The 26,968-nt window shown below is 62.5% G+C and carries 23 protein-coding genes and 1 riboswitch; of the genes, 10 read left to right on the top strand and 13 right to left on the bottom strand.

Annotation, left to right across the window (positions count from 1 at the left end):
• The first annotated feature begins 8 nt into the window (after window positions 1-8).
• Window positions 9-1,160: a murein transglycosylase A gene (mltA, locus tag EXN22_RS03630; RefSeq protein WP_130262731.1), complete on the top strand. Its 1,152-nt coding sequence runs from the start codon at window positions 9-11 to the stop codon at window positions 1,158-1,160.
• A 6-nt stretch (window positions 1,161-1,166) separates the two neighbouring features.
• On the opposite strand, the gene EXN22_RS03625 is transcribed toward mltA, so the two are convergent.
• Complete coding sequence (locus EXN22_RS03625) at window positions 1,167-1,553, bottom strand: MAPEG family protein (RefSeq protein WP_130262729.1); 387 nt, start codon at window positions 1,551-1,553, stop codon at window positions 1,167-1,169.
• Between the two features lie 25 nt (window positions 1,554-1,578).
• Window positions 1,579-2,412, bottom strand: a complete 834-nt coding sequence (locus EXN22_RS03620) for an EamA family transporter (protein WP_130262728.1) — start codon at window positions 2,410-2,412, stop codon at window positions 1,579-1,581.
• A 182-nt stretch (window positions 2,413-2,594) separates the two neighbouring features.
• Here EXN22_RS03620 and EXN22_RS03615 point away from each other — a divergent pair, with 182 nt between their 5' ends.
• Window positions 2,595-3,827 (top strand): cation:proton antiporter, encoded by a 1,233-nt coding sequence (locus EXN22_RS03615; RefSeq protein WP_130262726.1) that lies wholly within the window; start codon window positions 2,595-2,597, stop codon window positions 3,825-3,827.
• A 90-nt stretch (window positions 3,828-3,917) separates the two neighbouring features.
• Here the strand turns inward: EXN22_RS03615 and EXN22_RS03610 are convergent, their stop codons facing one another.
• Window positions 3,918-4,316: an acyl-CoA thioesterase gene (locus EXN22_RS03610; RefSeq protein ID WP_010221517.1), complete on the bottom strand. Its 399-nt coding sequence runs from the start codon at window positions 4,314-4,316 to the stop codon at window positions 3,918-3,920.
• 335 nt (window positions 4,317-4,651) lie between these two features.
• On the opposite strand from EXN22_RS03610, the gene EXN22_RS03605 reads away from it, so the two are divergent.
• From EXN22_RS03605 to EXN22_RS03580, 6 genes are all read left to right on the top strand, one after another.
• A complete protein-coding gene (locus EXN22_RS03605) occupies window positions 4,652-5,158 on the top strand; it encodes an inclusion body family protein (RefSeq protein ID WP_130262724.1) in 507 nt (168 codons plus the stop codon).
• A gap of 79 nt (window positions 5,159-5,237) precedes the next feature.
• The gene (locus EXN22_RS03600) at window positions 5,238-5,747 is read left to right on the top strand and encodes a hypothetical protein (RefSeq protein WP_130262722.1); all 510 of its coding nucleotides are present in this window, start codon (window positions 5,238-5,240) and stop codon (window positions 5,745-5,747) included.
• Window positions 5,748-5,846: 99 nt separating this feature from the next.
• A riboswitch (S-adenosyl-L-homocysteine riboswitch) is annotated at window positions 5,847-5,951 on the top strand.
• 21 nt (window positions 5,952-5,972) lie between these two features.
• Window positions 5,973-7,382, top strand: a complete 1,410-nt coding sequence (ahcY, locus tag EXN22_RS03595; protein WP_130262720.1) for an adenosylhomocysteinase — start codon at window positions 5,973-5,975, stop codon at window positions 7,380-7,382.
• Between the two features lie 96 nt (window positions 7,383-7,478).
• A complete protein-coding gene (gene metF, locus EXN22_RS03590) occupies window positions 7,479-8,324 on the top strand; it encodes a methylenetetrahydrofolate reductase [NAD(P)H] (protein WP_130262718.1) in 846 nt (281 codons plus the stop codon).
• A gap of 66 nt (window positions 8,325-8,390) precedes the next feature.
• The gene (locus EXN22_RS03585; protein ID WP_130262716.1) at window positions 8,391-9,176 is read left to right on the top strand and encodes a substrate-binding periplasmic protein; all 786 of its coding nucleotides are present in this window, start codon (window positions 8,391-8,393) and stop codon (window positions 9,174-9,176) included.
• A gap of 221 nt (window positions 9,177-9,397) precedes the next feature.
• Window positions 9,398-11,275: a DEAD/DEAH box helicase gene (locus EXN22_RS03580; RefSeq protein WP_177413990.1), complete on the top strand. Its 1,878-nt coding sequence runs from the start codon at window positions 9,398-9,400 to the stop codon at window positions 11,273-11,275.
• A gap of 64 nt (window positions 11,276-11,339) precedes the next feature.
• Here the strand turns inward: EXN22_RS03580 and EXN22_RS03575 are convergent, their stop codons facing one another.
• The 3 genes from EXN22_RS03575 to EXN22_RS03565 all read right to left on the bottom strand — a co-directional run bounded on the left by EXN22_RS03575 (window position 11,340) and on the right by EXN22_RS03565 (window position 14,622).
• A complete protein-coding gene (locus tag EXN22_RS03575; protein WP_130262714.1) occupies window positions 11,340-11,918 on the bottom strand; it encodes a YceI family protein in 579 nt (192 codons plus the stop codon).
• 33 nt (window positions 11,919-11,951) lie between these two features.
• Complete coding sequence (locus tag EXN22_RS03570) at window positions 11,952-12,503, bottom strand: cytochrome b (protein WP_130262712.1); 552 nt, start codon at window positions 12,501-12,503, stop codon at window positions 11,952-11,954.
• Window positions 12,504-12,762: 259 nt separating this feature from the next.
• Entirely contained in the window at window positions 12,763-14,622 is a 1,860-nt protein-coding gene (locus EXN22_RS03565; RefSeq protein ID WP_130262710.1) for a flavin monoamine oxidase family protein, read from the bottom strand.
• Between the two features lie 192 nt (window positions 14,623-14,814).
• On the opposite strand from EXN22_RS03565, the gene EXN22_RS03560 reads away from it, so the two are divergent.
• Both EXN22_RS03560 and EXN22_RS03555 read left to right on the top strand, forming a co-directional pair.
• The gene (locus EXN22_RS03560; protein ID WP_130262708.1) at window positions 14,815-16,221 is read left to right on the top strand and encodes an adenosylmethionine--8-amino-7-oxononanoate transaminase; all 1,407 of its coding nucleotides are present in this window, start codon (window positions 14,815-14,817) and stop codon (window positions 16,219-16,221) included.
• Between the two features lie 98 nt (window positions 16,222-16,319).
• Window positions 16,320-17,039: a 16S rRNA (uracil(1498)-N(3))-methyltransferase gene (locus EXN22_RS03555; RefSeq protein ID WP_130262706.1), complete on the top strand. Its 720-nt coding sequence runs from the start codon at window positions 16,320-16,322 to the stop codon at window positions 17,037-17,039.
• Here EXN22_RS03555 and trhA read toward each other — a convergent pair.
• From trhA to pilG, 7 genes are read right to left on the bottom strand one after another with little or no spacing between them, the layout of a single operon-like run.
• The gene (gene trhA / locus EXN22_RS03550; RefSeq protein ID WP_130262704.1) at window positions 17,036-17,653 is read right to left on the bottom strand and encodes a PAQR family membrane homeostasis protein TrhA; all 618 of its coding nucleotides are present in this window, start codon (window positions 17,651-17,653) and stop codon (window positions 17,036-17,038) included. The two genes, EXN22_RS03555 and trhA, sit on opposite strands and share 4 nt — an antisense overlap.
• A gap of 55 nt (window positions 17,654-17,708) precedes the next feature.
• A complete protein-coding gene (locus tag EXN22_RS03545; protein ID WP_130262702.1) occupies window positions 17,709-18,176 on the bottom strand; it encodes a chemotaxis protein CheW in 468 nt (155 codons plus the stop codon).
• Window positions 18,169-23,478 (bottom strand): hybrid sensor histidine kinase/response regulator, encoded by a 5,310-nt coding sequence (locus tag EXN22_RS03540; protein WP_130262700.1) that lies wholly within the window; start codon window positions 23,476-23,478, stop codon window positions 18,169-18,171. Before EXN22_RS03540 ends, EXN22_RS03545 begins: the two co-directional genes overlap by 8 nt.
• Before the next feature lie 25 nt (window positions 23,479-23,503).
• Window positions 23,504-25,549, bottom strand: a complete 2,046-nt coding sequence (locus EXN22_RS03535) for a methyl-accepting chemotaxis protein (RefSeq protein ID WP_130262698.1) — start codon at window positions 25,547-25,549, stop codon at window positions 23,504-23,506.
• A 15-nt stretch (window positions 25,550-25,564) separates the two neighbouring features.
• Window positions 25,565-26,119, bottom strand: a complete 555-nt coding sequence (locus EXN22_RS03530) for a chemotaxis protein CheW (RefSeq protein ID WP_130262696.1) — start codon at window positions 26,117-26,119, stop codon at window positions 25,565-25,567.
• A complete protein-coding gene (gene pilH, locus EXN22_RS03525) occupies window positions 26,116-26,481 on the bottom strand; it encodes a twitching motility response regulator PilH (protein WP_130262694.1) in 366 nt (121 codons plus the stop codon). Before pilH ends, EXN22_RS03530 begins: the two co-directional genes overlap by 4 nt.
• Window positions 26,482-26,523: 42 nt before the next feature.
• Window positions 26,524-26,934, bottom strand: coding sequence for a twitching motility response regulator PilG (gene pilG / locus EXN22_RS03520; protein WP_130262692.1), 411 nt, complete (start codon window positions 26,932-26,934; stop codon window positions 26,524-26,526).
• Window positions 26,935-26,968: the final 34 nt, after the last annotated feature.

Below are 26,968 nucleotides of genomic sequence, written 5' to 3'. Positions count from 1 at the left end.
AACCGTTGATGAAACTTCCTTTGCGCCACCTTGGCTGGACCCTGTCGGTGTTGGCCCTGCTGGCCGGCTGCAACGGCAGCGCACCAGAAAAACCCAAGCCACACCCGCTGGCCACTTACGTCGGTGCCACCTGGAAAGACCTGCCAACGGTCAGCGACAGCGACCTGGTGGCGGGCTTCGAGTCCTGGCGCAGCGCCTGCGAACGGCTCAAGCGCGATGCGATCTGGGCCAACACTTGCACCGCTGCGGCGGCCGTTCCTTCAAGCCCGGCTGAAGTACGCAGCTTTCTTCATGCGCAGCTGGAGGTCTACAGCATGCGTTCGGCCCAGAACAACGCCAACGGCCTGATCACCGGCTATTACGAACCGGTCTACCCCGGCAGCCTGACCCAGACCGACAGCGCCAACGTGCCGGTCTATGGCGTGCCGGACGACATGATCGTGGTGGCGCTCGACAGCATCTATCCCGAGCTCAAGGGCAAGCGCCTGCGCGGCCGCCTCGAAGGCCGCGTGCTCAAGCCCTACGACACGGCTGAAACCATCAATGCCCAAGGCGCCAAGGCCCCGGTTCTGGCCTGGCTGACCGACCCGATGGACCTGCAGTTCCTGCAAATCCAGGGCTCGGGCCGCATTCAACTGGAAAACGGCCGCCAGCTGCGGATCGGCTACGCCGACCAGAACGGCCACCCTTACCGGCCGATCGGCCGCTGGCTGGTGGAACAGGAGCAATTGAAGAAAGAAGACGTAACCATGGGCAGCATCCATGCCTGGGCCCAGAGCAATCCGACGCGGGTACCGGAACTGCTGGCGAGCAACCCCAGCTATGTATTCTTCAGCACCCGCCCGGACAGCAATGAAGGCCCGCGTGGCTCGCTCAACGTTCCGTTGACGGCCGGCTACAGCGTGGCCATCGACCGCAAGGTGATCCCGCTGGGCAGCCTGCTGTGGCTTTCCACCACCCGGCCTGATGGTACCCCGGTGGTACGCCCGGTCGCGGCCCAGGACACCGGTGGCGCGATCACCGGAGAGGTACGCGCGGACCTGTTCTGGGGCACCGGCAGTGAAGCCGGCAAACTGGCCGGCGACATGAAGCAGCAGGGCCAGATCTGGCTGCTGTGGCCCAAGGGCGCCGCCTTGCCGGCCGTGCCCCAGGTGCCCTGACGCGGCTCAGATCGAGACGAAGAAGAACGAGGCGATCAGGCCCAGCCCGACGAACCAGACCAGCGAACGCAGAGCGGCCCAGTCGGCCAGGTAGCAGATGATGTACAGCAGGCGGCTGGTGATGTAGAGCACCGCCAGCACGTCCTGGGTCACCTGCTCGGCGTTGCCGACGATATCGGCAATGATCACTGCGGCGGCAAACGCCGGGAACGCTTCGAAGCTGTTCAACTGCGCCGCGTGGGCCCGACGCGGCAAGCCCTCCAGCTTGTCGAGGAAGGCCCGCGGGTCATGGTTTTGGCGCAGGTTGAAACGCCCGCTGCCAACCTTGGCAATGCTGGTACACACAATCGGTAGGAACAACGCAATCAGTACACACCAGAAGGCAACGGTCATGGCCAAATCCTTGTCAGTCGAGTTTTCAGAGTTTCATGATCAGCATACCGATCAGCACCAGCGCACAGGCTAAGAGCCTCGGTCCGCCAAAAGGTTCTTTGAGGTAGCGCATACCGAACAGCACCACCAGAATCACGCTGACCTCACGCAGCGCTGCAGTCTCAGCCACCGAACCCAGCTGCATGGCCCAGAGCACCAGGGCATAGCTGAACAACACGCAAAAACCCACCGCCAGCCCCAAGCGCCACTGCAGGCGCCAGAACAGTATGAACGGCGCGCGCCGGGCCAGCCCAGCCAGTAACGGAAACGGCCAGGCACTGACCAGGGTCAGCCATACAAGATAGTCCAGCGGCTGCGACCATAGCCGGATCGCCTGGCCATCGAGCCAGGTGTAGCAACCGATGCACAAGCCGATCAGGGCCACCACCGGCAGCATCGACCAGGGCAGCCGGTCGCCGCCACCACCGTGCCAGAGCAGGCAGGCCATGCCGCAGGGAATGAGCAGGATGCCGATGATCTGCTGGCTGCTCAAGGCTTCGCCGGCAAAGGTCAGGGTCAGCGCCAATACCACCAGCGGCGACATACCGCGCATAAGCGGGTAGACCAGCCCCAGGTCGCCAACCCGATAGGCCTGAATCAACAGGAAACGATAGAACAGTTCAAACACGGCCGACGCCAACATCCAGGGCCAGACTTCTGCCGGCGGCACTTCAACGAACGCGACCATGATAATGGCAAACACCAGCGCCACCACGTCCATGCTGGCAATCACCAGCAAGCGTTCGCCGCTGAATTTGATCAGGGTGTTCCAGGTCGCGTGCAGCAACGCCGCGACCAGTACCAATGAAGTGGCTAACACGCAACGGTCCTTGGCAATGGCCAGCCGTTATATAACCACTTCAGCGCAGGCTGCTGGAAACGAAATCGAAGAAACGCGGTCAACGGATCCAGTCAAAAGTGTGTCCCGAAGCCCTCGGCAGGTCATCAAAGAAATGCCCGAGGCTATCGGGTGTCGACTTGGAAGCCACTACAGGACCTAGGATGCTTGAGCTCGTTGCTGCGTTTATCTGTTTGACCACCCTCCTCACCTATGTAAATTACCGTTTCATCGGCCTGCCCCCGACCATCGGCGTGATGGTCACCGCCTTGCTGTTCTCGCTGCTGCTACAAGGCCTGAGCGTGATCGGCTACCCCGGCCTGGAAGAGCGCGTGCAAGGCTTGATGAACCAGATCGATTTCAACGATCTGCTGATGCACTGGATGCTGTCGTTCCTGCTGTTCGCCGGCGCCTTGCATGTCAACCTTGCCGACCTGCGTAGCTACCGCTGGCCAATCGGCCTGCTGGCCACCGTCGGCGTGCTGATCGCAACCGTGGTCATCGGCTTTCTGGCCCACTGGATCTTTGCCCTGTTCGGCTGGCACGTGAGCCTGCTCTACTGCCTATTGTTCGGTGCGCTGATTTCACCCACCGACCCGATCGCAGTACTTGGCGCGCTGCGTACCGCCAATGCCTCCAAACCGCTGAAGACCACCATCGTCGGCGAGTCGCTGTTCAACGATGGCACCGCGGTCGTGGTGTTCACCGTGCTGCTGGGCATCGCCCAGCTAGGCGAAACGCCAACAGTGGCCGACACCGCGATCCTGTTCGCCCGCGAAGCCATTGGCGGCATCGTGTTCGGCGGCCTGGTGGGCTACATCACCTACCGTATGATCAAGAGCATCGAGCAGTACCAGGTCGAGGTCATGCTGACCCTGGCGCTGGTCATCGGCGGTTCGGCCATGGCCTATGAACTGCACGTTTCGGCGCCGATCGCCATGGTCGTGGCCGGCCTGATCATTGGCAACCTGGGCCGCAACCTGGCCATGAACGACATGACCCGTCGCTACATGGACGGTTTCTGGGAACTGATCGACGACATGCTCAACGCCCTGCTGTTCGCCCTGATCGGCCTGGAGTTGTTGCTGCTGCCGTTCTCGTGGATGCACCTGGCGGCGGCCGGCGTACTGGCAGTGGCGATCCTGCTATCGCGCCTGCTGACCGTGGCTCCGGCCATCGTCATGCTGCGCCGCTGGCGCCCGGTACCGCGCGGCACCGTACGGGTACTGACCTGGGGCGGCTTGCGCGGCGGCGTATCGGTGGCGCTGGCCCTGTCGCTGCCAACCGGCCCTGAGCGTGACCTGCTGCTGAGCATCACCTACATCGTGGTGCTGTCATCGATCCTGTTGCAGGGCCTGACGATCGGGCGGGTGGTACGCGGGGTTACCGAGCAGTAAGCCCCAAGCTGCAAGCTGCAAGCAAAAGCCGTACGTGTACTGCTCTTGATTCTGCTTGCAGCTTGAAGCTTGCGGCTCAGCCCCCAGCGATCACTCGACGGCGGTATCGAACTGATCCTTGATGTACTTGATCTCGGTCCGCCCGTGCGGCGCTGGCAGGCCGTCTTCTCCGAGGTTGACGAAGACCATGCGGTCGACCGTGAGGATGCTCTTGCGGGTGATCTTGTTGCGCACTTCGCACTTGAGGGTGATCGAGGTCCGACCGAATTCGGTGGCAGTAATGCCCAGCTCGATGATGTCGCCCTGGCGCGAGGCACTGACGAAATTGATCTCCGAGATGTACTTGGTCACTACACGCTGGTTGCCCAACTGGACGATCGCATAGATCGCCGCCTCTTCGTCGATCCAGCGTAAAAGGCTGCCGCCGAACAGGGTGCCATTGGGGTTGAGGTCTTCGGGTTTTACCCATTTGCGGGTGTGGAAATTCATCTGTACTCCTGACCTTGGCCTCTGAATAACGAGCGCCGAAGGGCAACTCAGCCCTTCGGCCGTTGCTCTACATGGTAGTCCCATTCGGGGGGAGTCGACCATTAAGACCATTGGTCAGTAGCCACGACAATTCCGCTCGATACGCTTTGACACCCCGATTGCTGCGTCTAGCCTGAGCATGTGATCCACAGATCACTCCAGGTAGTCGGACAACCGGAACTTGGCATACGGCGTGGCAGCACCGACATCGCGGGAAGCGGAGCTCCGGGCAGTGCCAGTGGAGAGCGACTGAGGCTCACCATTGACCTACTCGAACAGTGAAAAGGAATCCACTCATGTCCAGAGTCATCGACGTCAGCATCAACTTCGATACTGAAACCATCCTCAAGAAATTCCCCAATCCGAGCAAGGACCCGAACAAGCCCACGTTCATCCCGCCGGAACATATCTACATGGTCACCTACCAGGACAATGTCATCGCCGGCCAGGCCGGTGGCGAGCTGCACCTCAAGGGCCGCGTGGGTGACGTTATCCGCTGGCGTGAAACGAGCATTTCGTTTGGTTTCGAGCAGTCGGTGATCCTTTATGGGTTCGTGTCCACCGATCCGAATCACCAGTTGCTGGAAGACCCTCGCGCACTGAAGGCCAAAGTGCAATCGGCCGTGCCTAACGCCAACAACAAGACTGTGCCGACTTGCCAGATCAACGATAACTACTACTGGCGCGGCGACCTGCTCGCGCAAGGCCAGGTCACCTACCACTTCAAGTTCATGATCGTCGATCGTGATTGCAAGTGCTGTGGCTATTTCGAATGGGATCCGTTCATCACCATCACCAACTGACCCAGGGCAAAGCGCCGCCGGCCAGCCGGCGGCGCACATCAGAACCCGCCCCAATTGGTGCTCATGGAAGGAGCTCATCATGACCACGGAGAAACCCGGACACGTGTTGCTGATCGTCGATACCAAGGGCCTGCTTGCAGATCTCGACCCGCTGCCCACTGACCCCGATTCACCCGCCGATCTCGCCCCCCGCCACCTCTGCATCCTGCACACCCATCCCGATTCGGACGCATCCCTGCGTGTCGAGTCGCCCCGACTGACGGTCGAGGCAGGGAAAACGCTGCTGCTACGCATGGTCCCGGTGGCACTGCTCGGCGAGGAAATTCTCTTTAGCCACAGCCCAGCCAGCACACCCCCACTGGCTATCGAGCTTAACGAGCAGCGCAACCTGCGCCTGGCACTTCCCGAAGCTTCAGCCCCCCTGCAACCGTCGAGCCGCGAGGTCGACGACTACCACTGGCAACTGCGCAGCGATCAACCTGGCAATTTCAACCTAACCTGGCAGGTCGTGGTACTGGCTCAGGACTGCGAGCCACTTGCCCACCTGAGCCTGCGCCTGGACCTGGTAGTGACGGAGCCGACCGACTGACCCTCTGATTTCTCTTTAGCGCTTGGGAAGCTCGAAAAGCCCGGCTATAATCGCCCGGCATTATTCGACGGTGGCTGCATTGGCCACCGTTCCCGCCACCTGTCCGAGGGGCGCTGCAGCAGGTTCAACCTGTCAGGCTCGGATGGGGCGTTGTCTCGCCAGGCTTGCCTGCGGACACTAAACGCACAACGGCGCCCATTCGCACATTACGAATGGAGGCTCTCAATGAGCGCTGTAAACACGCCTGCTGGTTTTACCGATTACAAAGTCGCCGACATCTCCCTGGCTGCTTGGGGCCGTCGCGAGACCATCATTGCTGAATCGGAAATGCCTGCGCTGATGGGCCTGCGCCGCAAGTACCTGCAAGAGCAACCGCTCAAGGGTGCAAAAATCCTCGGCTGCATCCACATGACCATTCAGACCGCCGTGCTGATCGAAACCCTGGTAGCCCTGGGTGCCGAAGTACGCTGGTCGTCTTGCAACATCTTCTCGACTCAAGACCAGGCCGCTGCGTCCATCGCCGCTGCCGGCATCCCGGTTTTCGCCTGGAAAGGCGAAACCGAGGAAGAGTACGAGTGGTGCCTGGAGCAGACCATCCTCAAGGATGGCCAGCCATGGGACGCCAACATGATCCTCGACGACGGCGGCGACCTGACCGAGCTGCTGCACAACAAGTATCCGGCTGTGCTGGAACGCGTTCACGGTGTCACCGAAGAGACCACCACCGGCGTGCACCGCCTGCTCGACATGCTGGCCAAGGGCGAGCTGAAGGTTCCGGCGATCAACGTCAACGACTCGGTCACCAAGAGCAAGAACGACAACAAGTACGGCTGCCGTCACAGCCTCAACGACGCCATCAAGCGTGGCACCGACCACCTGCTGTCGGGCAAGCAGGCCCTGGTCATTGGCTACGGTGACGTGGGCAAGGGCTCGGCCCAGTCGCTGCGTCAGGAAGGCATGATCGTCAAGGTCTCGGAAGTCGACCCGATCTGCGCCATGCAAGCTTGCATGGACGGTTTCGAGCTGGTCTCGCCGTTCATCGACGGTATCAACAACGGTACCGAAGCCAGCATCGACAAAGCCTTGCTGGGCAAGATCGACCTGATCGTGACCACCACCGGCAACGTCAATGTCTGCGATGCCAACATGCTCAAGGCTCTGAAAAAGCGCGCTGTGGTCTGCAACATCGGCCACTTCGACAATGAAATCGACACCGCTTTCATGCGCAAGAACTGGGCCTGGGAAGAGGTCAAACCACAGGTACACAAGATCCACCGTACCGGCCATGGCGACTTCGACCCACAGAACGATGACTACCTGATCCTGCTGGCCGAAGGCCGCCTGGTGAACCTGGGCAACGCCACCGGTCACCCGAGCCGGATCATGGACGGCTCGTTCGCCAACCAGGTGCTAGCACAGATCTTCCTGTTCGAGCAGAAATACGCCGACCTGCCAGCCGCTCAAAAAGCCGAGCGCCTGACCGTTGAAGTCCTGCCGAAGAAACTCGACGAAGAAGTGGCACTGGAAATGGTCCGCGGCTTCGGCGGCGTGGTCACCCAACTGACCCCACAGCAGGCCGAGTACATCGGCGTTACCGTTGAAGGGCCGTTCAAGCCACACGCCTACCGCTACTGATGGGCCAAAGCCGGTGACGCTACCAAGCGCCACCGGCTTTTTTCTGTGAGCCAGCCACAAGACTGGCCTGCTTGATCGGTTTACCAGGATTTCGCCATGTCTCAAGAACGTCGTTACAGCTTCGAGTTCTTCCCGACCAAGACCGATGCTGGACATGAAAAACTGCTCGCCACTGCCCGTCAGCTGGCCAGCTACAACCCTGATTTTTTCTCCTGCACCTACGGTGCCGGTGGCTCGACCCGCGACCGCACGCTCAACACCGTGCTGCAGCTGGAAAACGAAGTGAAAGTACCGGCGGCCCCGCACCTGTCGTGCGTCGGCGACAGCAAGGATGACCTGCGCTCGCTGCTGACCCAGTACAAGGCCGCCGGCATCCAGCGCATCGTCGCCCTGCGCGGCGACCTGCCATCAGGCATGGGCATGGCCAGCGGCGAGCTGCGCTACGCCAACGAACTGGTGGAGTTCATCCGCCAGGAAAGCGGTGAGCACTTCCACATCGAAGTTGCCGCTTACCCGGAGATGCACCCCCAGGCGCGCAACTTCGAAGATGACCTGAACAACTTCGTGCGCAAGGCCAAGGCCGGTGCCAACAGCGCCATCACCCAGTACTTCTTCAACGCTGACAGCTACTTCTACTTCGTCGAGCGCGTGCAGCAGATGGGCGTGGATATTCCTGTAGTGCCGGGGATCATGCCGATCACCAACTACAGCAAACTGGCGCGCTTCTCCGACGCCTGCGGCGCCGAGATCCCGCGCTGGATCCGCAAACAGCTGGAAGCCTATGGCGATGACGTCAAAAGCATCCAGCAGTTCGGTGAAGAGGTCATCACCCGCATGTGCGAGCAACTGCTGCAAGGCGGCGCTCCAGGGTTGCACTTCTACACCCTGAACCAGGCCGAACCAAGCCTGGCGATCTGGAGCAACCTCAAGTTGCCCCGCTGATCGTCCTGCCTGGATCGACATGCACGGCTACTAGCCATAGCCGTGCGCACGTCGTAATCTCCAGCCATGCCCGACTTCACCCGCCTGTTGACCGCGCTGTTTCTCACTTGCCTAAGTGCCTTTGCTTACGGCGAGAAGCTGCGTATCGTCACCGAACCCTGGGCTCCCTATGTGTATCTGGAGAACGGCCAGGCCAAAGGCATCGACTACGAAGTCACCGCTGAGGTTTTCAAGCGCCTTGGGATCGAGGTGGAATGGCAGTTCCTGCCCTGGAAGCGTTGCCTGGCCATGATCGAGCAAGGCCTGGCTGACGGTGTGCTGGACATCTTCCAGACCGAGCAACGTGACAGCCAGCTGTTCTACCCCAGCGAACCGCTGTCCGACGTTGAGTTCACCCTGTTCTATGCCAACGACCGCCCGCACAAGGTCAAGCGCCTGGAAGATCTGCGCGGCCTGACGGTCGGAACGTCGCCTGGCTACAGCTACGGCGCGGCGTTCATCGAGTCGCCGTTGTTCACCCGTGAGCCTGCTCCGACCCACGAAGCCAACTTCGGCAAGCTCGAGCGCGGGCGTATCGATCTGCTGATCACTGACCGCCGGGTGGGTCGCTACCTGGTGCGCAACCTGGGCCTGGGGCAGCAAATCAGCGAACTGCCGCTGGTGGTCAGCCGCCAGAGCCAATACCTGGCCGTACGCCGCAATGTCGGCATGGACCTGCTGGCTCAGCGCTTTGCCGCCGAGCTGCGCCGCTTCAAGCGTGAACCGGCCTATGCCGACTTGCATGCCCGCTACGCCAAAGCCGGGGATAACTTTCAACCCGCCGTTGAGCAGCAGGAAAGCAGCACACGCTGAATGCTCTGTTATACTCGGGCCTTCCCGCCAGGCTTACGCCCGGACGCTCGGCCTTGCAAAAGGCATCCCGACCGGCAGGACAGCGCGGCCAAGAGCCCGCCCGCCGCCCCGGATGTGCATTGAAGACCCTGCTGGACCGGACGCGATAGCGTCAACTGATGCCCGTCGCGCCAGGCAAGATTATCCCATCGGGCTCAGCCCCCATTAGAACAGGATTACTCATGTCCTTTGCTTCCCTCGGTCTCTCCGAGGCTCTAGTCCGCGCCATCGAGGCTGCGGGCTACACCCAGCCCACTCCGGTGCAACAGCGGGCCATTCCCGCCGTGTTGCAAGGCCGCGACCTGATGGTTGCCGCCCAGACAGGTACTGGTAAAACCGGCGGTTTCGCCCTGCCGATCCTTGAACGCCTGTTCCCCGGTGGTCACCCGGACAAATCCCAGCGTCACGGCCCACGCCAGCCGCGGGTACTGGTGTTGACCCCGACACGCGAACTGGCCGCCCAGGTTCATGACAGCTTCAAGGTCTACGCCCGTGAACTCAAGTTTGTCAGCGCCTGCATCTTCGGCGGTGTCGGCATGAACCCCCAGGTTCAGGCCATGGCCAAAGGTGTTGACGTGCTGGTGGCTTGCCCGGGTCGCTTGCTCGACCTGGCCGGCCAGGGCAGTGTTGATCTGTCCCACGTCGAAACCCTGGTGCTGGACGAAGCCGACCGCATGCTCGACATGGGCTTCATTCACGACGTGAAGAAGGTCCTCGCCCGCTTGCCGGCCAAGCGTCAGAACCTGCTGTTCTCGGCGACGTTCTCCAAGGACATCACCGACCTTGCCGACAAGCTGCTGCACAACCCCGAGCGCATCGAAGTCACGCCGCCGAACACCACGGTCGAGCGTATCGAGCAACGTGTCTACCGCCTGCCGGCCAGCCACAAGCGCGCCCTGCTGGCTCACCTGATCACCATGGGTGCCTGGGAACAGGTCCTGGTCTTCACGCGTACCAAGCACGGCGCCAACCGCCTGGCCGAGTACCTGGAAAAGCACGGCCTGACCGCCGCTGCGATCCACGGCAACAAGAGCCAGAACGCGCGCACCAAGGCCCTGGCCGACTTCAAGGCCGGCAGCGTGCGCATCATGGTCGCCACCGACATCGCCGCCCGTGGCCTGGACATCGACCAGCTGCCGCACGTGGTCAACTTCGAGCTGCCCAACGTCGAGGAAGACTACGTCCACCGCATCGGCCGTACCGGCCGTGCCGGTCGTTCGGGCGAGGCCATCTCGCTGGTCGCTCCGGATGAAGAAAAGCTGCTCAAGAGCATCGAGCGCGTGACCCGCCAGAAGATCCCGGATGGCGACCTGATGGGCTTTGATGCCTCCAAGGTCGAAGCCGAAAAACCTGAAGTGCGTGAACGTCCGCAAAACAATCCGCGCGGTGGCCGTGGCCAGCGCGCCGATGGCAGCAATGCCGGCAGCGGCGGCCGCAAGGACAAGGGCAAGGATCAGGGCAAAGACAAAGGCCGCGACAAGGACAAGGAAAAAACCGCGGAGAAATCCGCCGGTGGCCGACAGGAGCGCAAGCCGCGCGACAACAAGCCGCGTCAAAGCCAGTCGGCCCAGCCAGGTACACCGCCGGCATCGGCCAACCGTGATCCGGAAGAGTTCCTGGATGACGACGTGGACAACTTCGGCAACCGCGCCGACTACGTCAGCCCCTACCAGGGCAAGAGCAACCAGGGCCGCAATCGCCGTCCGGGCGCACCTGCACAGAACGGTTCCGGCGCTGGCAACCCGCCACGTGGCGGCCAGCCGCGCAGCAACAACGGCCCGCGCAGCGGTGGCGGTGCTACTGCCAACGGCGAGAAGCGCGGTGGCGGTGCCCGTAATGGGGGTGGCAACCGTGACGGTGGCGGTCGCAATCGCCGCCCGGCTCGCGATGAGCAATCGAGCAAGGAGCCGGCCGTACGCAATCCGCGTGAAGGCCAGCCGCAGCCAAAGATCATGCACAAAGAGTCGAAAGTCGACCGCTTCCCGACTGCCGAACAGCTCGAACAGCTGCCAAGCCGTCCACGTGGCGAGAAGCCCGCACTGCTGACGCGCAACCGCTGAGTTAGCGACCGCGCCAACAAAAACGCCGCCCTCAAGGGCGGCGTTTTTGTGTGTCCAGCAACAATTACTTCTGTTTGACGCCTTCGATCGAGATATCCAGATCCAGGGTCTGCGAAGAAGCACCTGGGCCCTTGATGCCGAAGTCGTTCAGGTTCAGCGTGGTGGTAGCGTTGAAGCCAGCACGCTCGCCACCCCATGGATCCTTGCCTTCACCGTTGAAGGTAGCCTTGAAGATCACCGGCTTGGTCACGCCGTGCAGGGTCAGGTCGCCAGTCACGTCAGCGGTTTTCTCGCCGGTGGTTTTAACGGCAGTAGACACGAACTTGGCGTCTGGGTACTTCTTCACATCGAGGAAGTCTTTACTGGCGATGTGCTTGTCACGCTCGGCGTGGTTGGACCACAGGCTGGCAGTTTTCAGGTCAACAGCGATCTTGCTGGCTTCAGGCTTGGCGGCATCCCAGCTGAAGGAACCATCAAAATCCTTGAAGGTACCGTGGATGAAGCTGTAGCCCAGGTGGCTGATCTTCCAGTCAACGAAGGCGTGCTGGCCTTCCTTGTCGATCTTGTAGTCTGCTGCCATTGCCTGACCGGCCGAGAACAGTGCGGTACCGAGCGCCAGAGCGGCAAAAGTCTTTTTCAACATGCGTCTATATCCCTTTGGAGTTGAGGTTGAACATCAAGCTTTGCGGCCCAGCATGCGGATCAGGGTCGCGTCACGGTCGATAAAGTGGTGCTTCAGGGCTGCCAGGCCGTGCAGCCCGGCAAAGATCACCAGGCCCCAGGCCAGGTAGAAATGGACCTCGCCGGCAACATCGGCCTGATCAGGAATGCTGCTGATCAATGCCGGTACTTCGAACAAGCCGAACACCGGGATGCCGACGCCATCAGCGGTAGAAATCAGGTAACCGGCGCTCATCACCGCGAACAGGCCCAGGTACAGCAGGCCATGGCCGAGCTTGGAGGCGATGCGGGTGAACTTGCCGTGGCTGTCCGGGGCTGGCGGTGGCGGGCTGACAAAGCGCCAGAGCACACGCAGCAGCATTACCCCCAGCAGGACCAGGCCAATGCTTTTGTGCAGGTCGGGGGCGTCTTTGCGCCAGGGGCTGTAGTAGTCCAGGCCCATCATCCACAGGCCCAGGCCGAACAGGCCGAATACAGCCAGAGCAACACCCCAGTGCAGGACGATGCTGACAAAGCCGTAACGAGAAGGTGAGTTGCGCAGTTGCATTGCCGTGTTTCCCTGTAAAAACTGTGCTCAAGACTAACGAGTTATCTATCGATTAAAAGCAGAAAAACTTGCTGTGAAATATCGAGAAATATGATCTTTAGTATGTGGCGAAGCTATTAAGGAAACATTAACTACGTGGGAAGGGAAGCCCTATCGCGGGGCAAGTCGAGTCGTCGCACCGCCGCTCCCACAGAGCAAGATGAACACTGTGGGAGCGGCGGTGCGACGACTCGACTTGCCCCGCGATGGATTCAGCGCATCACTGCGCCTTGGCCTGGGTATTGGCCAGCGGCTTTTTCGCAGGCTCCGCCTTGGCGGCGGCTTTCTTGGCCGGTGCCGCCTTGGCTGCGGTCTTTTGCTGCTGTTGCGTCTTGGCTACCGGCTTCTTCGCCGGTGCCTGCTTGGCCGCAGGTTTGGCCGGGGCTGCTTTCACCGGCGCCTTGGCTGGCTCTTCCTTGGCCACTGGTGCCACCGCAGGTGCAGCCGCCGGGGCCGGTGTCGGGGCCGGAGCTACCTCGACCGGCTTGGCCGCTGGTTGCTCTGCAGGCTTGTCAGCAGCACCGAACAGACGCTTGAAGAACCCTGGCTTGCCCTCTTCCTGCTTCACCGGCGCCTCGGCCTTGGCCGCCTTATCGGACGAGCCGCCGAACAGGTTGCTGAAGAAGTTGCCCTTGCTCGCCGCCGCCGCAGCAGCGGTGCCTGCAGCGGCGGTAGCGGCGACCGCCTTGACCGGTTCGAACGACTTGCCGGCGGCCAGGTCCTGGACCTGGCTGGCAGCACGCTGGCCACTGCGCAGTGCGCCTTCGAGGGTGCCCGGGTACATTGCATCGGTGTGCTCGCCAGCAAAGCTAATGCGCTGCACCGGCCGCTCCCACAGGCGCCAGTACTTGCTGATCTGACCCGGACCGTAGGCCAGGTAGGCACCACCGGTACCGGCGTCGGTGCTGTAACGGCGTACTTCGTAACCGGTGAAGGCACCACGGGCTTGCGGGTAGAACGCATGCAGGCGGATCAGTACCTGATCGACCATCTGCTTGTCGCCAAAAGCCTGGAGCAGGCGGGCGTTGTCACCGGAGAGGTTGATCACGACGTTGGCACCGCCCTTGAGCGCAGGCTCGATCCAGAGCATGCCCAGGCCGGTGTTGCTGTAGATTTCGCCAGACATCCGCGCGCGGCTTTCCCACACCGGCGTCTTGAACTTGAGCATCAGCTGGTCGCGCCAGCCGTAGTTGGTGCCCTTGAGGGCGGCCAGGTGCTGGGTGTCCAGGCCCGGGGTCATCTGGATTTTCGACAGCGCGCGCAGCGGTACGGCCAGTACGACATAGTCGGCCTGGTAACCGACGCTACCCACCTTGACGGTAACGCCGTCCTTGTCCTGGATGATGGCGCTGACCGGCGACTGGGTCTTGATGGTCTTCAGTTGCTTGACGAAGGCCTGGGCCAGTACCGGGCTGCCGCCAGGCAGGCGGGCGGCGCGCAGGTCACGGTCGCTGACGCCACGGTAGACGCGGGTCTGCTGGGCGAAATAGAGCAGCGACAGGCGCGACGGCTCGTCGTAGCGGGTACGGATCTGCTGGTTGACCAACTGGCGCGCGGTGGTTGGCAGTTGCAGCTTGTCGAGCCAGCCGGAAACGTTGAGCTGGTCCAACGCGAACAGGGTGCTGTTGGCCGCCGGGTTCAACGGGTCATCGATCGAACGGGCCAGATCGTCGAGGGTCTTCTCATAGCGCTTGAGTGCCTCGGCAGTGGCCGGTTGCTTGGTGGCAAGGTCAGCCGCGCTGAAGTACTCGCCGTCGATCAGGTAGCCCGGGGTCCGCACGAACTCCGGTGCCGGCAGGGTGCTGAGCTTGAAGGCGTCCAGGTACTGGTTGAGCACCGGCTGGGCCTTGCTGTTGCCAATCCACTCACTGGTGGCCAGGCCCGAGCGCCCGCCCATGCCGGTTTTGGCTTCAAGCAGGGTCACCTGCCAGCCCTTGTTCTGCAATTCATAAGCGGCTGTCAGGCCAGCCAGACCGCCCCCGACGACGATTGCCGTCGGGGCTTTGTCTTTGGCCAGCGCAGCGCCGCTGAACAGTCCTATCATTACCAGCGCACAGGCGCGCAGCCAACCAGCAGACATTTGGCGAACTCCGGATAAAAAGCAGAAGTGTTTTTGGGGGATCCCCCAGAAAGAGTAGCCGAAGGATACGCCACGCCAAGCGCCCCCGCCAGCAACGCCAGCACCCTGATTGCAGCGTACGGGTTGTTCTCGACCGGCGCTTTGCATAGGCTTGCGCGGCATGTCCAAGCCGCCGTCGTCAGGAGAATCGCAATGGGCCTAAACCAACAGTGGATGCAACGTGACCTCAAGGTCCTGTGGCACCCCTGCACCCAGATGAAAGACCACGAACAACTGCCGCTGATTCCGATCAAGCGCGGTGAAGGCGTGTGGCTGGAAGACTTCGAAGGCAAACGCTACCTCGACGCCGTCAGTTCCTGGTGGGTCAACGCCTTCGGCCATGCCAATCCGCGTATCAACCAGCGCATCAAGGACCAGGTCGACCAGCTTGAGCATGTGATCCTCGCCGGTTTCAGTCACCAACCGGTGATCGAGCTGTCCGAGCGTCTGGTACAGATCACTCCTGCAGGCCTGGACCGGGTGTTCTACTCCGATAATGGTTCGTCCTGCATCGAAGTGGCGCTGAAAATGAGTTTTCACTACTGGCTGAACAAGGGCCAGCCAGAGAAAAAGCGTTTCGTCACCCTGAGCAACAGCTATCACGGCGAGACCATTGCGGCGATGTCGGTTGGCGATGTGCCGTTGTTCACCGAAACCTACAAGGCATTGCTGCTCGACACCATCAAGGTACCCAGCCCGGATTGCTACCTGCGCCCTGAAGGCATGGGCTGGGAAGAACATTCGCGCAACCTGTTCGCGGCCATGGAGCAGACCCTGGCAGAGCACCATGCCAGTGTCGCTGCGGTGATTGTCGAGCCATTGATCCAGGGCGCCGGTGGCATGCGCATGTACCACCCGGTGTACCTCAAGCTGTTGCGCGAAGCCTGCGACCGCTACGGCGTACACCTGATCCACGACGAAATCGCCGTGGGCTTTGGCCGTACCGGGACGATGTTCGCCTGCGAGCAGGCCGGCATCCGTCCGGATTTCCTGTGCCTGTCCAAGGCCCTCACCGGTGGTTACCTGCCGCTGGCCGCTTGCCTGACCACCAACGAGGTGTACAGCGCCTTCTACGACGATTACCCGACCCTGCGCGCCTTTCTTCATTCACACAGTTACACCGGCAACCCGCTGGCTTGTGCCGCAGCGCTGGCGACCCTGGATATCTTCGAGCAAGACAACGTCATCGAAGCGAACAAGGCGCTGGCCCAGCGCATGGCAACGGCGACTGCGCACCTGGTCGACCACCGGCATGTCGCCGAAGTGCGCCAGACCGGCATGGCCCTGGCCATCGAGATGGTCCAGGACAAGGCCAGCAAGAGCGCCTACCCGTGGCAGGAACGCCGCGGCTTGAAGGTCTTTGAGCACGCCCTGAGCCGCGGCGCGCTGCTGCGTCCCTTGGGCAGTGTGGTGTACTTCCTGCCGCCCTACGTGATCACCCCGGAGCAGATCGACTTCCTTGCCCAAGTGGCCACCGAAGGTATCGACATTGCCACCCGCAGCAGCGTCAGCGTGGCTGTGCCGGCTGATTTCCACCCTGACTTTCGCGATCCGGGCTAACCCCATCGCGGGTCAAGCCCGCTCCCACAGAGATCCCTGTAGGAGCGGGCTTGACCCGCGATGAGGCCCGAACTGCCAACATTTTTTAGAGTTGACCCATGAGACTGTCCCGCTTCTTCATCGACGCCCCCCTGAGCCTCGGCGAGCACGACCTGCCCGAAGCCCAGGCCCACTACATCGGCCGCGTGCTGCGCATGGCCGGCGGCGACGCCGTACAACTGTTCGACGGCAGCGGCCAGGAATTTCGCGGCCAGTTGCTCGAAGTCGGCAAGAAAACCGTCCGCGTGCAGCTCGATGAAGCCTTCGCCGGGCAAGCCGACTCCAGCCTGCACATCCACCTCGGCCAGGGCCTGTCCCGCGGCGAACGCATGGACTGGGCGATCCAGAAAGCCACTGAGCTTGGCGTCAACGCCATCACCCCGATCGTCAGTGAGCGCTGTGAAGTGCGCCTGAAGGATGAGCGCGCCGACAAGCGCCTGGCCCACTGGCGTCAGGTGGCAATCAGCGCCTGCGAACAATGCGGGCGCTCAAGCGTGCCGGTGATAAATCCGCCGCAGCTGCTAGCCGACTGGCTCAAGGCTTGCGACGAGGACCTCAAGCTGGTCCTGCACCCGGTCGCCGAGCCCATGATCAGCCACCAGCAGCCGGCCAGCCTGGCCTTTCTGATCGGCCCCGAGGGCGGCCTCAGCGAAGCGGAAGTCGAGCAGGCCAAAGGCGCAGGCTTTCACGCCGCGCGCCTGGGCCCACGCGTGCTACGCACCGAAACCGCACCGGTGGTCGCCCTGGCCGTCGCCCAGCAGTTGTGGGGCGACTTTTAAAGGACGTAGAAGAACACCGCGATGAAGTGCAGCAGGCTGCCGGCGATCACGAACAGGTGCCAGATGCCATGCCAATGGCGAAAGCGGCTGTCGTAGGCAAAGAAGATGATGCCGATGGTGTAAAACGCCCCGCCACCTGCGAGCCAGGCAAAGCCTGCAGTGCCGAGGCTGGCCAGGAGCGGCTTGACCGCAACCAGGACGATCCAGCCCATCAACGCGTAGATGATGATCGACATGACCCGCGCTTCCGAGCGCGGTTTGATCTCTTGCAACATGCCGATCAGCGCCAGCCCCCAGACCACTCCGAACAGGCTCCAGCCCCAGGGCCCACGCAGGCTGACCAGGCAGAACGGGGTATAGCTGCCGGCAATCAACAGGTAGATCGACAGGTGATCGAGCTTGCGCATGATCACTTTGGCCCTGCCGCGCACGCTGTGATACAGCGTCGAGGTGCTGTAGAGCAACAGCAGGGTAAAGCCATAGATCGCCAGGCTGACGATTTTCCAGGGATCCCCCTGCAGGCTTGCCACCACCAGCAACCAGATGGCGCCGATACAGGCCAGAACGGCGCCGACCAGATGGGTCCAGGCGTTGAAACGTTCACCGTGATACATGCAACAGGGTCCTCCTGACGTGAAACAGGACTCCCATCCTACACAGGCAAATGTTTCAAACCACCCCTGCGTCCACCATCAGTTGCTCCAGTGCGGGCAAGTCCGGGACTCGCGCCACCTGCTCACCCACCTGCACCGCCGCCAGCTCCAGGGCGGCCAGCGGCACATCGACGAAGTTGAGCTGGCTATCGAGCTTGCACGAGCGCGGGATACCCTGCACCAGCAAGGCGACAAAGCGCAACGGGCTGCTGCCCAAGGCATTGAGCACCACGATGCGCGCCCGCTCGCCCACCTGCAGCTGACCACCACACGCCGCCTCGAAGCTCAGCAGGGGCAGGCGCTGGCCACGCCAGTCGATCCAGCCGAGCAACCATTCGGGCGGCTCCAGGGTCGGACTACCGGCTTGAAAGCCGATCAACTCGGCCACGGCAACGTTGGGCAGCACCAGGCAGCGATCGCTCAAGGGCAGCAGCAAGCCGGTCAGGCTGCTGCGCCGGTTATGCCGGGCGTTTTGTTCAAGCATCGCGGTGACTCCATTGGGCGATGCTCTGCAACAGCACCGATTCCTGATAGGGCTTGCCCAGGTAGTCGTTGACACCAATGGCCATGGCCCGATCGCGGTGCTTCTGGCCGGTGCGCGAGGTGATCATGATAATCGGCAGGTCCTTGAGCTGGGGATCATGGCGAATCTGCGTGGCGACTTCAAAGCCGTCCATGCGCGGCATCTCGATATCCAGCAGAAGAATATCCGGACGATGCTCCTGCAACAGGGCCATGGCGTCGACACCGTCCTTGGCCGTCAGCACATTCATGCCATGGCGCTCGAGCAGGCGCCCGGTGACCTTGCGCACGGTGACCGAATCGTCCACCACCATGACCAGCAACGGCCTTGCCGGCAAGCTGCCGAGGCTCTCTCGGCGCTGACCGTCACTGCCCAAATGGTGCCGGGCCATCTGCTGCAAACCGCGCAACTGGCCAGGCAGATCGAGAATCAGCACCACCCGCCCATCACCCAGCAACGTCGCCCCGGACAAGCCCTGGACCGCCGCAAACTGCGGCCCGAGGCTCTTGACCACGATTTCACGGCTGGCGGCCAGGCCATCGACCTGCACTGCATATTGCTGATCATGGGAATGCACCAGCAGCACCGGCAGCGGCAGGCTCTGGCCCAGAAGTTTTGGTTGCGGCGCCCCCTGCAGCAACTCACCCAGGTAGCGCAGTTCATAGCGATGCCCGGCGTACTGGTAATACGGCGGATCGAGCTGGTAACAGGCTTCAAGCTCGGCCGGCGGTACGCGGACAATACCTTCGATGGTGTTCAGCGGAATCGCGTACTGCTCTTCCCCATGGTGGACCATCAAGCCGCGATTGATCGACACGGTGAACGGCAGACGAATCAAAAAGCGCGCGCCCTTGCCCGGCTTCGACTCGATCACCATCGAACCACCGAGCTGCTTGACCTCTTCATGCACCACGTCCATGCCCAGGCCCCGTCCGGAAATCTGGGTGATCTTCTCGGCAGTGGAGAACCCCGGCTGCAGAATGAACTGCATGATCTCGTGGTCGCTAAGCACAGCGGCAGGGTCGAGCAACCCGCGCTTGATCGCCTTGCGCCGCACGGCCTCCAATGGCACCCCTGCGCCGTCATCGCTCATTTCGATGACGATATCGGCCCCTTCGTGCAGCAGGTTCAGGGAGATCAGCCCCTGCTCCGACTTGCCCGCCGCCAGGCGCGCCTCGCGCGATTCCAGGCCATGGTCGACGGCGTTGCGCAGCATATGCTCCAGGGGCGCCATCATGCGCTCCAACACGCTGCGGTCCATTTCCCCTTCAGCATTGCCGACCACCAGCTCGACCTGCTTGCCAAGCTCACTGGACACCTGCCGCACCACCCGCTGCAAGCGCGGCACCAGACGCTCGAACGGCACCATGCGCGTGCGCATCAGGCCTTCTTGCAGCTCACTGTTGACCCGTGCCTGTTGCTGCAACAGGCTCTGCGCGTCATGGGCGCGCACGCTCAGGGTTTCCTTCAGGTCCAGCAGGTCGGAGGCCGATTCGAACAGGGCCCGGGACAACTGCTGCAGCTGCGAATGGCGGTCCATTTCCAGCGGGTCGAAATCCTCATAAGCCTGGCCATCGCCATCGGCCTGGCGGCTGAGAATGCGCCCCTGGGTTTCAGTGTCCAGGCGCCTGAGCTGATCGCGCATGCGCTCCAGCGTGGTTTCCATCTCGCTCAGGGCCACTTGCGCATCGTTGACCTGCTGCTCGATCCGGCCACGGATGATCGAATTTTCCCCAGCCAGATTGCCAAGGTCATCCAGCAGTTCCGAAGCCACCTTGACCATGTCGCCGGCGCCACGCTCGGGCGCGGTCACCGGCAGTTCCGGCGGTGCCGTGTCCGCTGGCGCCTGGCTGGCGCCGGCATCAGCCAGGGCCGCGCTGCTGAAGTTGCGGATATAGTCGATCAGTGCCGTGGCCGCATGCAGCGGCTGTTGCAGGCGCACGGCGTCGAGCATATGGGCCAGGCGGTCATGGCAGTTCTGCAACAGGCTGAACAGCGCTGCACTGGGCTGTAGCTGGCCGGCAGCGAGCAACTCGTAGAGAAATTCCAGCTCGTGGGCCAGGTCGCCGATCGGTGCGATCTCGACCATCCGCGCGCCCCCTTTGAGGGTGTGCAGGTCACGCAGCAGGTTCTCGACCTCGACACCATTGCGCGGCTCGGCCTGCCAGCGCAGCAGCGCTGCGCTGGAGCTTTCGACCAGGTCGAGGCTTTCTTCGAGGAAGATTTCCAGCAGCTCTTTGTCGCCCGCATCCTGCTGTGCTTCGACCGGCTTTTCCATCGGAGTCGGCGGCGGTGCGTCATGGCGAAACTCGCGCAGCGCCGCCAGCAGTTCGACCTGAGCGGCGGGTAACTGGCCTTGCTGCAACTGCTCGAGCATGTGCGCCAGTTGCTGGTGGCTAAGCTTGAGCAAGGCGAATAGCTCGGCGCCGGGGCTGAAGCGGCGATCTACCAAGCCTTCGTACAATAGCTCCAGCTCTTGCGCCAGTACTTCGAATGCCCCTAGAGCAGCCATCTGCGCGCCACCCTTGAGGGTTTGCAAATCGCGCGACAACGATGACAACGCCGAAGCATTGTCGGCATCCAGCAACCAGCGCGCCAGGGCCTGGTCGGCACTGTCGAGGATGTCATTGGCCTCGTCGAGAAACAGCTCCAGCACGGCGGGATCAGGCGCCTGAGCCGCAAGTTCAGCGGTGGCACTGGCAAGTTCGGTGACTGCCCCGCCCTGGCTGCTGACCAGCCCCATGGCTGAGGGATCCAGACCTTCGGCCAACAGGTCACGCAAGGCCTGCAGACGTTCGGGACGCGGGTCGACTTCCTGGCCGGCGGCAATCTGATCGAGCATGTCGATCAACGCCTCATGGGCGCCCTGGGCCTCGCTGAAGAACCGCGCACTGACCGCCAGGCTGCTTTCCTCCACGGCGCCATACAGGTCGAGCAGGGCTTCGCACAGTTCGTCCACTTGCCACAAATCGGCCAGGTGCGCGCTCTGCCCCAGGGTAGTCAATTCGTCGAGCAGGGCGTTGAGTTCCTGGCGCTCACCCGGATGCTCCTGCCAGCGCAACAGCAGCGACTCGGCATCCAGCAGGATGTCCATGCCCTGGGCCAGGAAGCTGGCGATCAGTTGCGGGTCACGCTTGACCCGTAAGCCCTGGCTTGGCGTATCGAGTAAGGCCTGCAGGCGCGCATCGACCACCTGATGGATATCGGCGATCAACGTCGCGGCCCCGGCAATCGGCGCCAACGGTGTGCTGAACAGCTGCTGCAAACCACGCCGCAACAAGGGCTCTGCGGTTTCCAGCAGGTAGATTTCTTCGAGGTCGAACGCCAGTTGATGGGCCTTGAACTCACGGGCCAGCAAATCCAGGCCACCGGCCAGCTCGGCAATCGGCAGCACACCGGCCATCGCCGCGCTGCCTTTGAGGGTGTGCAAAGCACGTTGCAGGCTGTCGCTGACCGCCAATGGCAGTTGCCGGTCGGCCTCGCGCAAAAAGACTTCCAGGCTGTCCAGGTGCCCCAGCGCTTCGTTACGGAAAATCTCCAGCAACTGCGGGTCGATGGCCTCATTGGCCTCGATCTGGCTGTGCGGGTCATTCATTGCCAGGGCATGCAGGTGGGCGGCCAGCTGTTCGATGTCGGCGTGGGCCAGCGCCTGGGCCCTGGCAAACTCACCGAGTAGCACCGGCAACTGATCCAGCGCTTGCTGCAATGCCGCCAGCGGCGCCTGGCCAATCTCCACCCGGCCTTCAAGCACACGGTTGAGAAAATGCTCTGCCGCCCAGGCCAGCTCCGCCAGCACCTGCGCGCGCACCATGCGCCCGCTGCCCTTGAGGGTATGCAGGCCACGGCGCAGCTCGATCAAGGCTTCGCGGTCGGTGCCATCGGCTTGCCAGCGGGTCCACATGGCATTGAGCAGGGGTAGCAACTCGTTGGCTTCTTCAAGAAAGATCTCGCGCAACTCATCATCAACCGGCGGATCCTCAAGCACCGCAAGCGGCGGTGCTTGGACCACCACTGGTTCAGGCTCCAGCCGATAGCCGAGCATACCGAGGCTGTTCTGGGCCACCTCAAGGAAGCGCGAGGGATTGGCCTGAGGGTCGGCGATCAGCCATTGCAGGTAGCATTCGCATGCACTCAGGGCCTCGGCCAGATGCCCCAGGGCAGCCGGATCGGTTAACGCTGCACTGCTCAAAAGCCGCTGCTGCACATAGTCACCACAGTGCCCGATCAACGCCGCGGCCCGTGGCAGCATCAGCATCGCCAGGGCACCACGGATCTGCTGCAGCAAGCCTGGCAGCGCTTGCAGGCGCTGGGTTTGCCAACCGGCATCCAGGCAATCGCCGATCTGGTCCTTGACCTGCTGCAACACTGCGTAGGCTTCTTCGAGCACCAACTGGCGAATTTCGGCAAGGTCCGTGCCGGGCAGCGGGCTCTGGCTGTTCTGCTCAAGCGGCCCGACCATGCCTGCCAGCGTCGCCTCGACATACAACAGCGCCCCAGCGATATCCATCAGCAAGGCGTCGGCAGGTTCACGCTGGCCCTGGGCCAGGCTTTGCAACACCAGCACCTGGTCGATGATCACCCGCCGTGGCTGACCGAAGCCTAGCACGGCCAAGGTGTCGGCGATCTGTCGCAGCGGCGCCAGCAGTGGCTCCAGCTCGTCCAGATGCTGGCGATCACCACGCACGAACTGGTCGAGGCGCTCCTTGACCCGCTTGAGGTCCTCGCACAACGCCGCAACGACCGAACGCAAGGCATCACGATCGGGGCCGGCCTGCAGGCGGTCGCGCCAGGTGCCCAGGTACAGGTCGAGGTTGGCCAGCTGTTCGGCGTCGGCAGGGCTGCTGGCGAGCAGGCTGTCCTGGGCCAAGGCCCCTGCGCCGCGCTCTGCACGCAATTGATTGAGCACCGGCAACACCACCAGCGGCAAGTCGCGGCGGGCACTGCGCAGACGCTCAAGGTACAGCGGCAACTGCTCCAGGCCGCGAAACAGTGCCCCCAGGGCCTCGCCGCGCTGATTGGCGCGGCCCTGGCGCAAGGCCAGACCCAGTTGCTCCATTTCCTCGGCGAGCAGCGCTGCACCGTTGAGCTCAAGCATCAGCAGGCAACCGCGCACTTGATGCAAATGCTCGACGAAGCCGTCGAGCACCGCTTCGTCCCCGGGCTCGGCAGCGAAGTGTTCAAGGGTCTGGCGTGCTTGCCCCAGGCAGTCGGCAATCGAGCCTTTGACCCAGGCCAGCGCCACCGTATCGTGCCGATCAGCCATAACTGCTCCCATCACCATGATGCCCTCAACGCGGCGGCGCCGGTGGTAGGGTAAAGCCGGACACCGAGCGGCGCATTTCACTGGCCATGCGCGCCAGGTTGCCGATGCTCTCGGCGGTAGCAGTTGAGCCAGCCGAGGTTTGCGAGGTGATCTGCTGGATCACCGACATGGTATGCGAGATCTGCCCGGCCGAAGAGGTCTGCAGCTGGGCGGCATCGGAGATGCTGTGGATCAGGTCGGCAAGGGTCTGCGACACGCCTTCGATTTCCGCCAGGGCCACCCCGGCATCCTGGGCCAGGCGCGCACCGCGTACCACTTCAGCGGTGGTTTGCTCCATGGAAATCACCGCTTCGTTGGTGTCGGCCTGAATGGTGCGCACCAAGGCTTCGATCTGCCGTGTGGCCGACGACGAGCGTTCGGCCAGGCGTTGTACTTCGTCGGCCACCACGGCAAAGCCGCGACCGGCTTCCCCGGCCAGCGAAGCCTGGATCGCTGCATTGAGCGCGAGGATGTTGGTCTGATCGGCAATGTCGTCGATCAGGCTGACGATATCGCCGATCTCCTGGGACGACTCGCCCAGGCGCTTGATCCGTTTAGCGGTGTCCTGGATCTGTTCGCGGATGTTGTCCATGCCATTGATGGTGTTGTGCACCACTTCGTTGCCCTTGTTGGCGATGGCCACCGAACGCTCGGCCACTTTCGCCGACTCGTAGGCGTGGGTGGACACCCGGTCGATGGATTCGGCCATATCACCGACCGCCACCGAGGCATCGCTGATCTGTTGGGCCTGGTGCTCGGAGGCCTTGGCCAACTGACGTGCAGTGTTCTGGGTGTCCTGCACGGCGGCGGCAACTTCTTCGGCACTCAGGTTGATGGTCGCCACCAGATCGCGCAGCTGGTCGATGGAGTAATTGATCGAATCGGCGATGGCCCCGGTAAAGTCTTCAGTCACCGAGACCGTCACGGTCAGGTCGCCATCGGCGAGGTCTTCGATCTCATCGAGCAGGCGCATGATCGCCTGCTGGTTGCGTTCGTTCTTCTCGGCAGTTTCGCGCAACTGGCGGTGAGTGGTACGCACCATCACCAGGCCGATAAGGATGACCGAGGCCAGCGCCAGCAAGCCCAGGACGTAACCGCCAACCGTATCCAGGGTGCGCCCGCCGGCCAGGTTTTCAAAGCCGGTGGCCAGCCGCGAAGCTTCATCGAGCAAGGTTTGCGACAGACCGAAGATACTGCCGGCAGCCTCACGGACGCGGAACAACTCTGGCGAAGTTTCGAGGATTTCGTCCACGGAACCTGCGACGAACTGGAACAACTCGGCGATCTCTGCCAACCGCGCGCGGGCGTCCGGGTCCTGCACCCGGGTAACCTGGATCGATTCGTTGCCACCCAGCATGGCTTCAAGCACCTGGCCAAAACGGCTGGCGTCGCGGCCAAAGGCATCAGCGGCCTGCACCGCAGTGTCGTCGCCGGCCAGCACGGTGTTGACCGAGCCCAGAATGCGTTCGGCCAGCAGCGACTGGCGCTGAGCCACGGCCACCTGGCTGGCCGGTGCACCGCTCTGCAGGAGGATTTCCACGACCTTTTCGTATTCGATCTGCAACTGCGGCACGGTTTCAGCCAGGGTCGCGGCAACCTGATGCAACGACAGCACGGTCTGCTCGCTGGCCAGAATCGTATCGGTGTTTTTGCGCAGGTTCTCCCAGTCGCGCAGCACGGCGTCCATTTCCTTGCGCACCGCCGCAGGCGCAGCGGGCAGTCCGGTGCTGGCATCGCCCTTTTTCAGGTAGCCCCAGCGCTGCTCGAAATCGTTGCGCGCCTCGCTCAGCAAGCGGAAAGCCACGGCCTTGCCGGCAGCGGCTTCGGTGGCGTTCTTGGCGATGCGCTGGGACAGCACGCGCAGCTCACCGGCATGGCCGATGTACTGTTTGTCGTAGTTGGCCTGGGTGTTGAGGTAGGCGAAGTTGGCGAACAGCAGGATGATCGACAGGATCAGCACCACGAACAACGCCGCGATCTGCGCGCTGCTGCGGGAACCCTGGGGCGATGGAGCCGTCTTGGTGGTGGTCACGGGAGAGGCATTCCTTTACAGCGCGACATCAAGAAAACCCGGCGCCTGGGCCAGGGCGAAGGGGCTGAAGATCGCCCAACTGCGCTCGCGCTGAAAATGCCCTTGAACAAAGGGCGCAGCAGCGCTGAGCAGTGGGGTTGGCGGCGACAGGTCGAGGCTGTGCAGTGGAAAATGCTGCAGGCCCAGCACTTCATCGACCAGCAACCCGGTGAACAGCTCGTCATGATCAAGCACCAGCACCCGCCGTTGCTTGCGCGGCGCCGACAGGCCCAGGCCAAAGAAGCCACGCAGGTCCATCACCGGCAGCAGCCGGCCACGCACATTGGCCACGCCGCTGACCCACGGTTTGACCCCGGGGATGCGGCTCAGGCGCGGCTCATGCAGGACCTCGGCGACTTCGCCCATGGGCGCGACAAACCACTGCTCGGCGATGCGAAAGCCGATGCCGCTCCAGCTCTGCAGGCGGGTTTCCTGCAACGGCAGGTCGGCGGCCAACAGCCGGCAGCGCCGGTCGATGTCCAGCAGCAGCTCGAAGGCCGTCAGCGACTCGCCCATGGGCCGGGTCGTCAACCTTTGAGCACGTCGTTGAGCTTCTTGATCAGGGTGTCTTCGTCCACCGGCTTGGTCAGGTAATCCTTGGCGCCCTGGCGCTGGCCCCAGACCTTGTCGGTCTCCTGATCCTTGGTGGTGACGATAATCACCGGGATATGCGCGGTTTCAGGGTCTTTGCTCAGCTGGCGGGTAGCCTGGAAGCCATTGACCCCGGGCATGACGATGTCCATCAGCACCGCATCGGGTTTTTCGTGCCGGGCCAGGGCCACACCGTCGGCGCCGTTTTCGGCCTTGAGCACCTGATGCCCGTGTTTTTCGAGCATACCGGTCAGTTTGTACATTTCGGTCGGCGAATCGTCGACGATCAAAACTCGGGCCATGCTGTTCCCCATGAAGGAATAGACGCCTGCGCAGGCGCAGTGTCAGGGTGCGTGTTGTTCTTCTGCGGCGAATCCGGGCACATGGGTGCGGATTGCATCCAGCAGTTCTTCCTTGCTGAAAGGCTTGGTCAAAAATTGATCAGATCCAACGACACGACCGCGAGCCTTGTCGAACAAGCCATCGCGGGACGACAGGAGTATCACCGGCGTGTCCTTGAAGCTGCTGTTCTGCTTGATCAGGGCGCAGGTCTGGTAACCGTCCAGACGCGGCATCAGCACGTCGACGAAGATGACCTGTGGCTGGTGGTCGATGATCTTGGCCAGGGCATCGAAACCGTCGATGGCCGTAATGACCTCACATCCTGCTTCAGTGAGCAACATCTGGGCGGTGCGGCGAATCGTCTTGGAGTCGTCGATCACCATTACCTTCAATGCCGCGCCGGGCTGTTCCATAATTGCTCTACCATCGCTACTCGCTATGAGCGGC

It is taken from the genome of Pseudomonas tructae (assembly GCF_004214895.1).
GTDB classification, from domain to species: domain Bacteria; phylum Pseudomonadota; class Gammaproteobacteria; order Pseudomonadales; family Pseudomonadaceae; genus Aquipseudomonas; species Aquipseudomonas tructae.
Note: the sequence above shows the minus strand (reverse complement) of the source record. Positions and strands in the feature narration are given on the sequence as shown.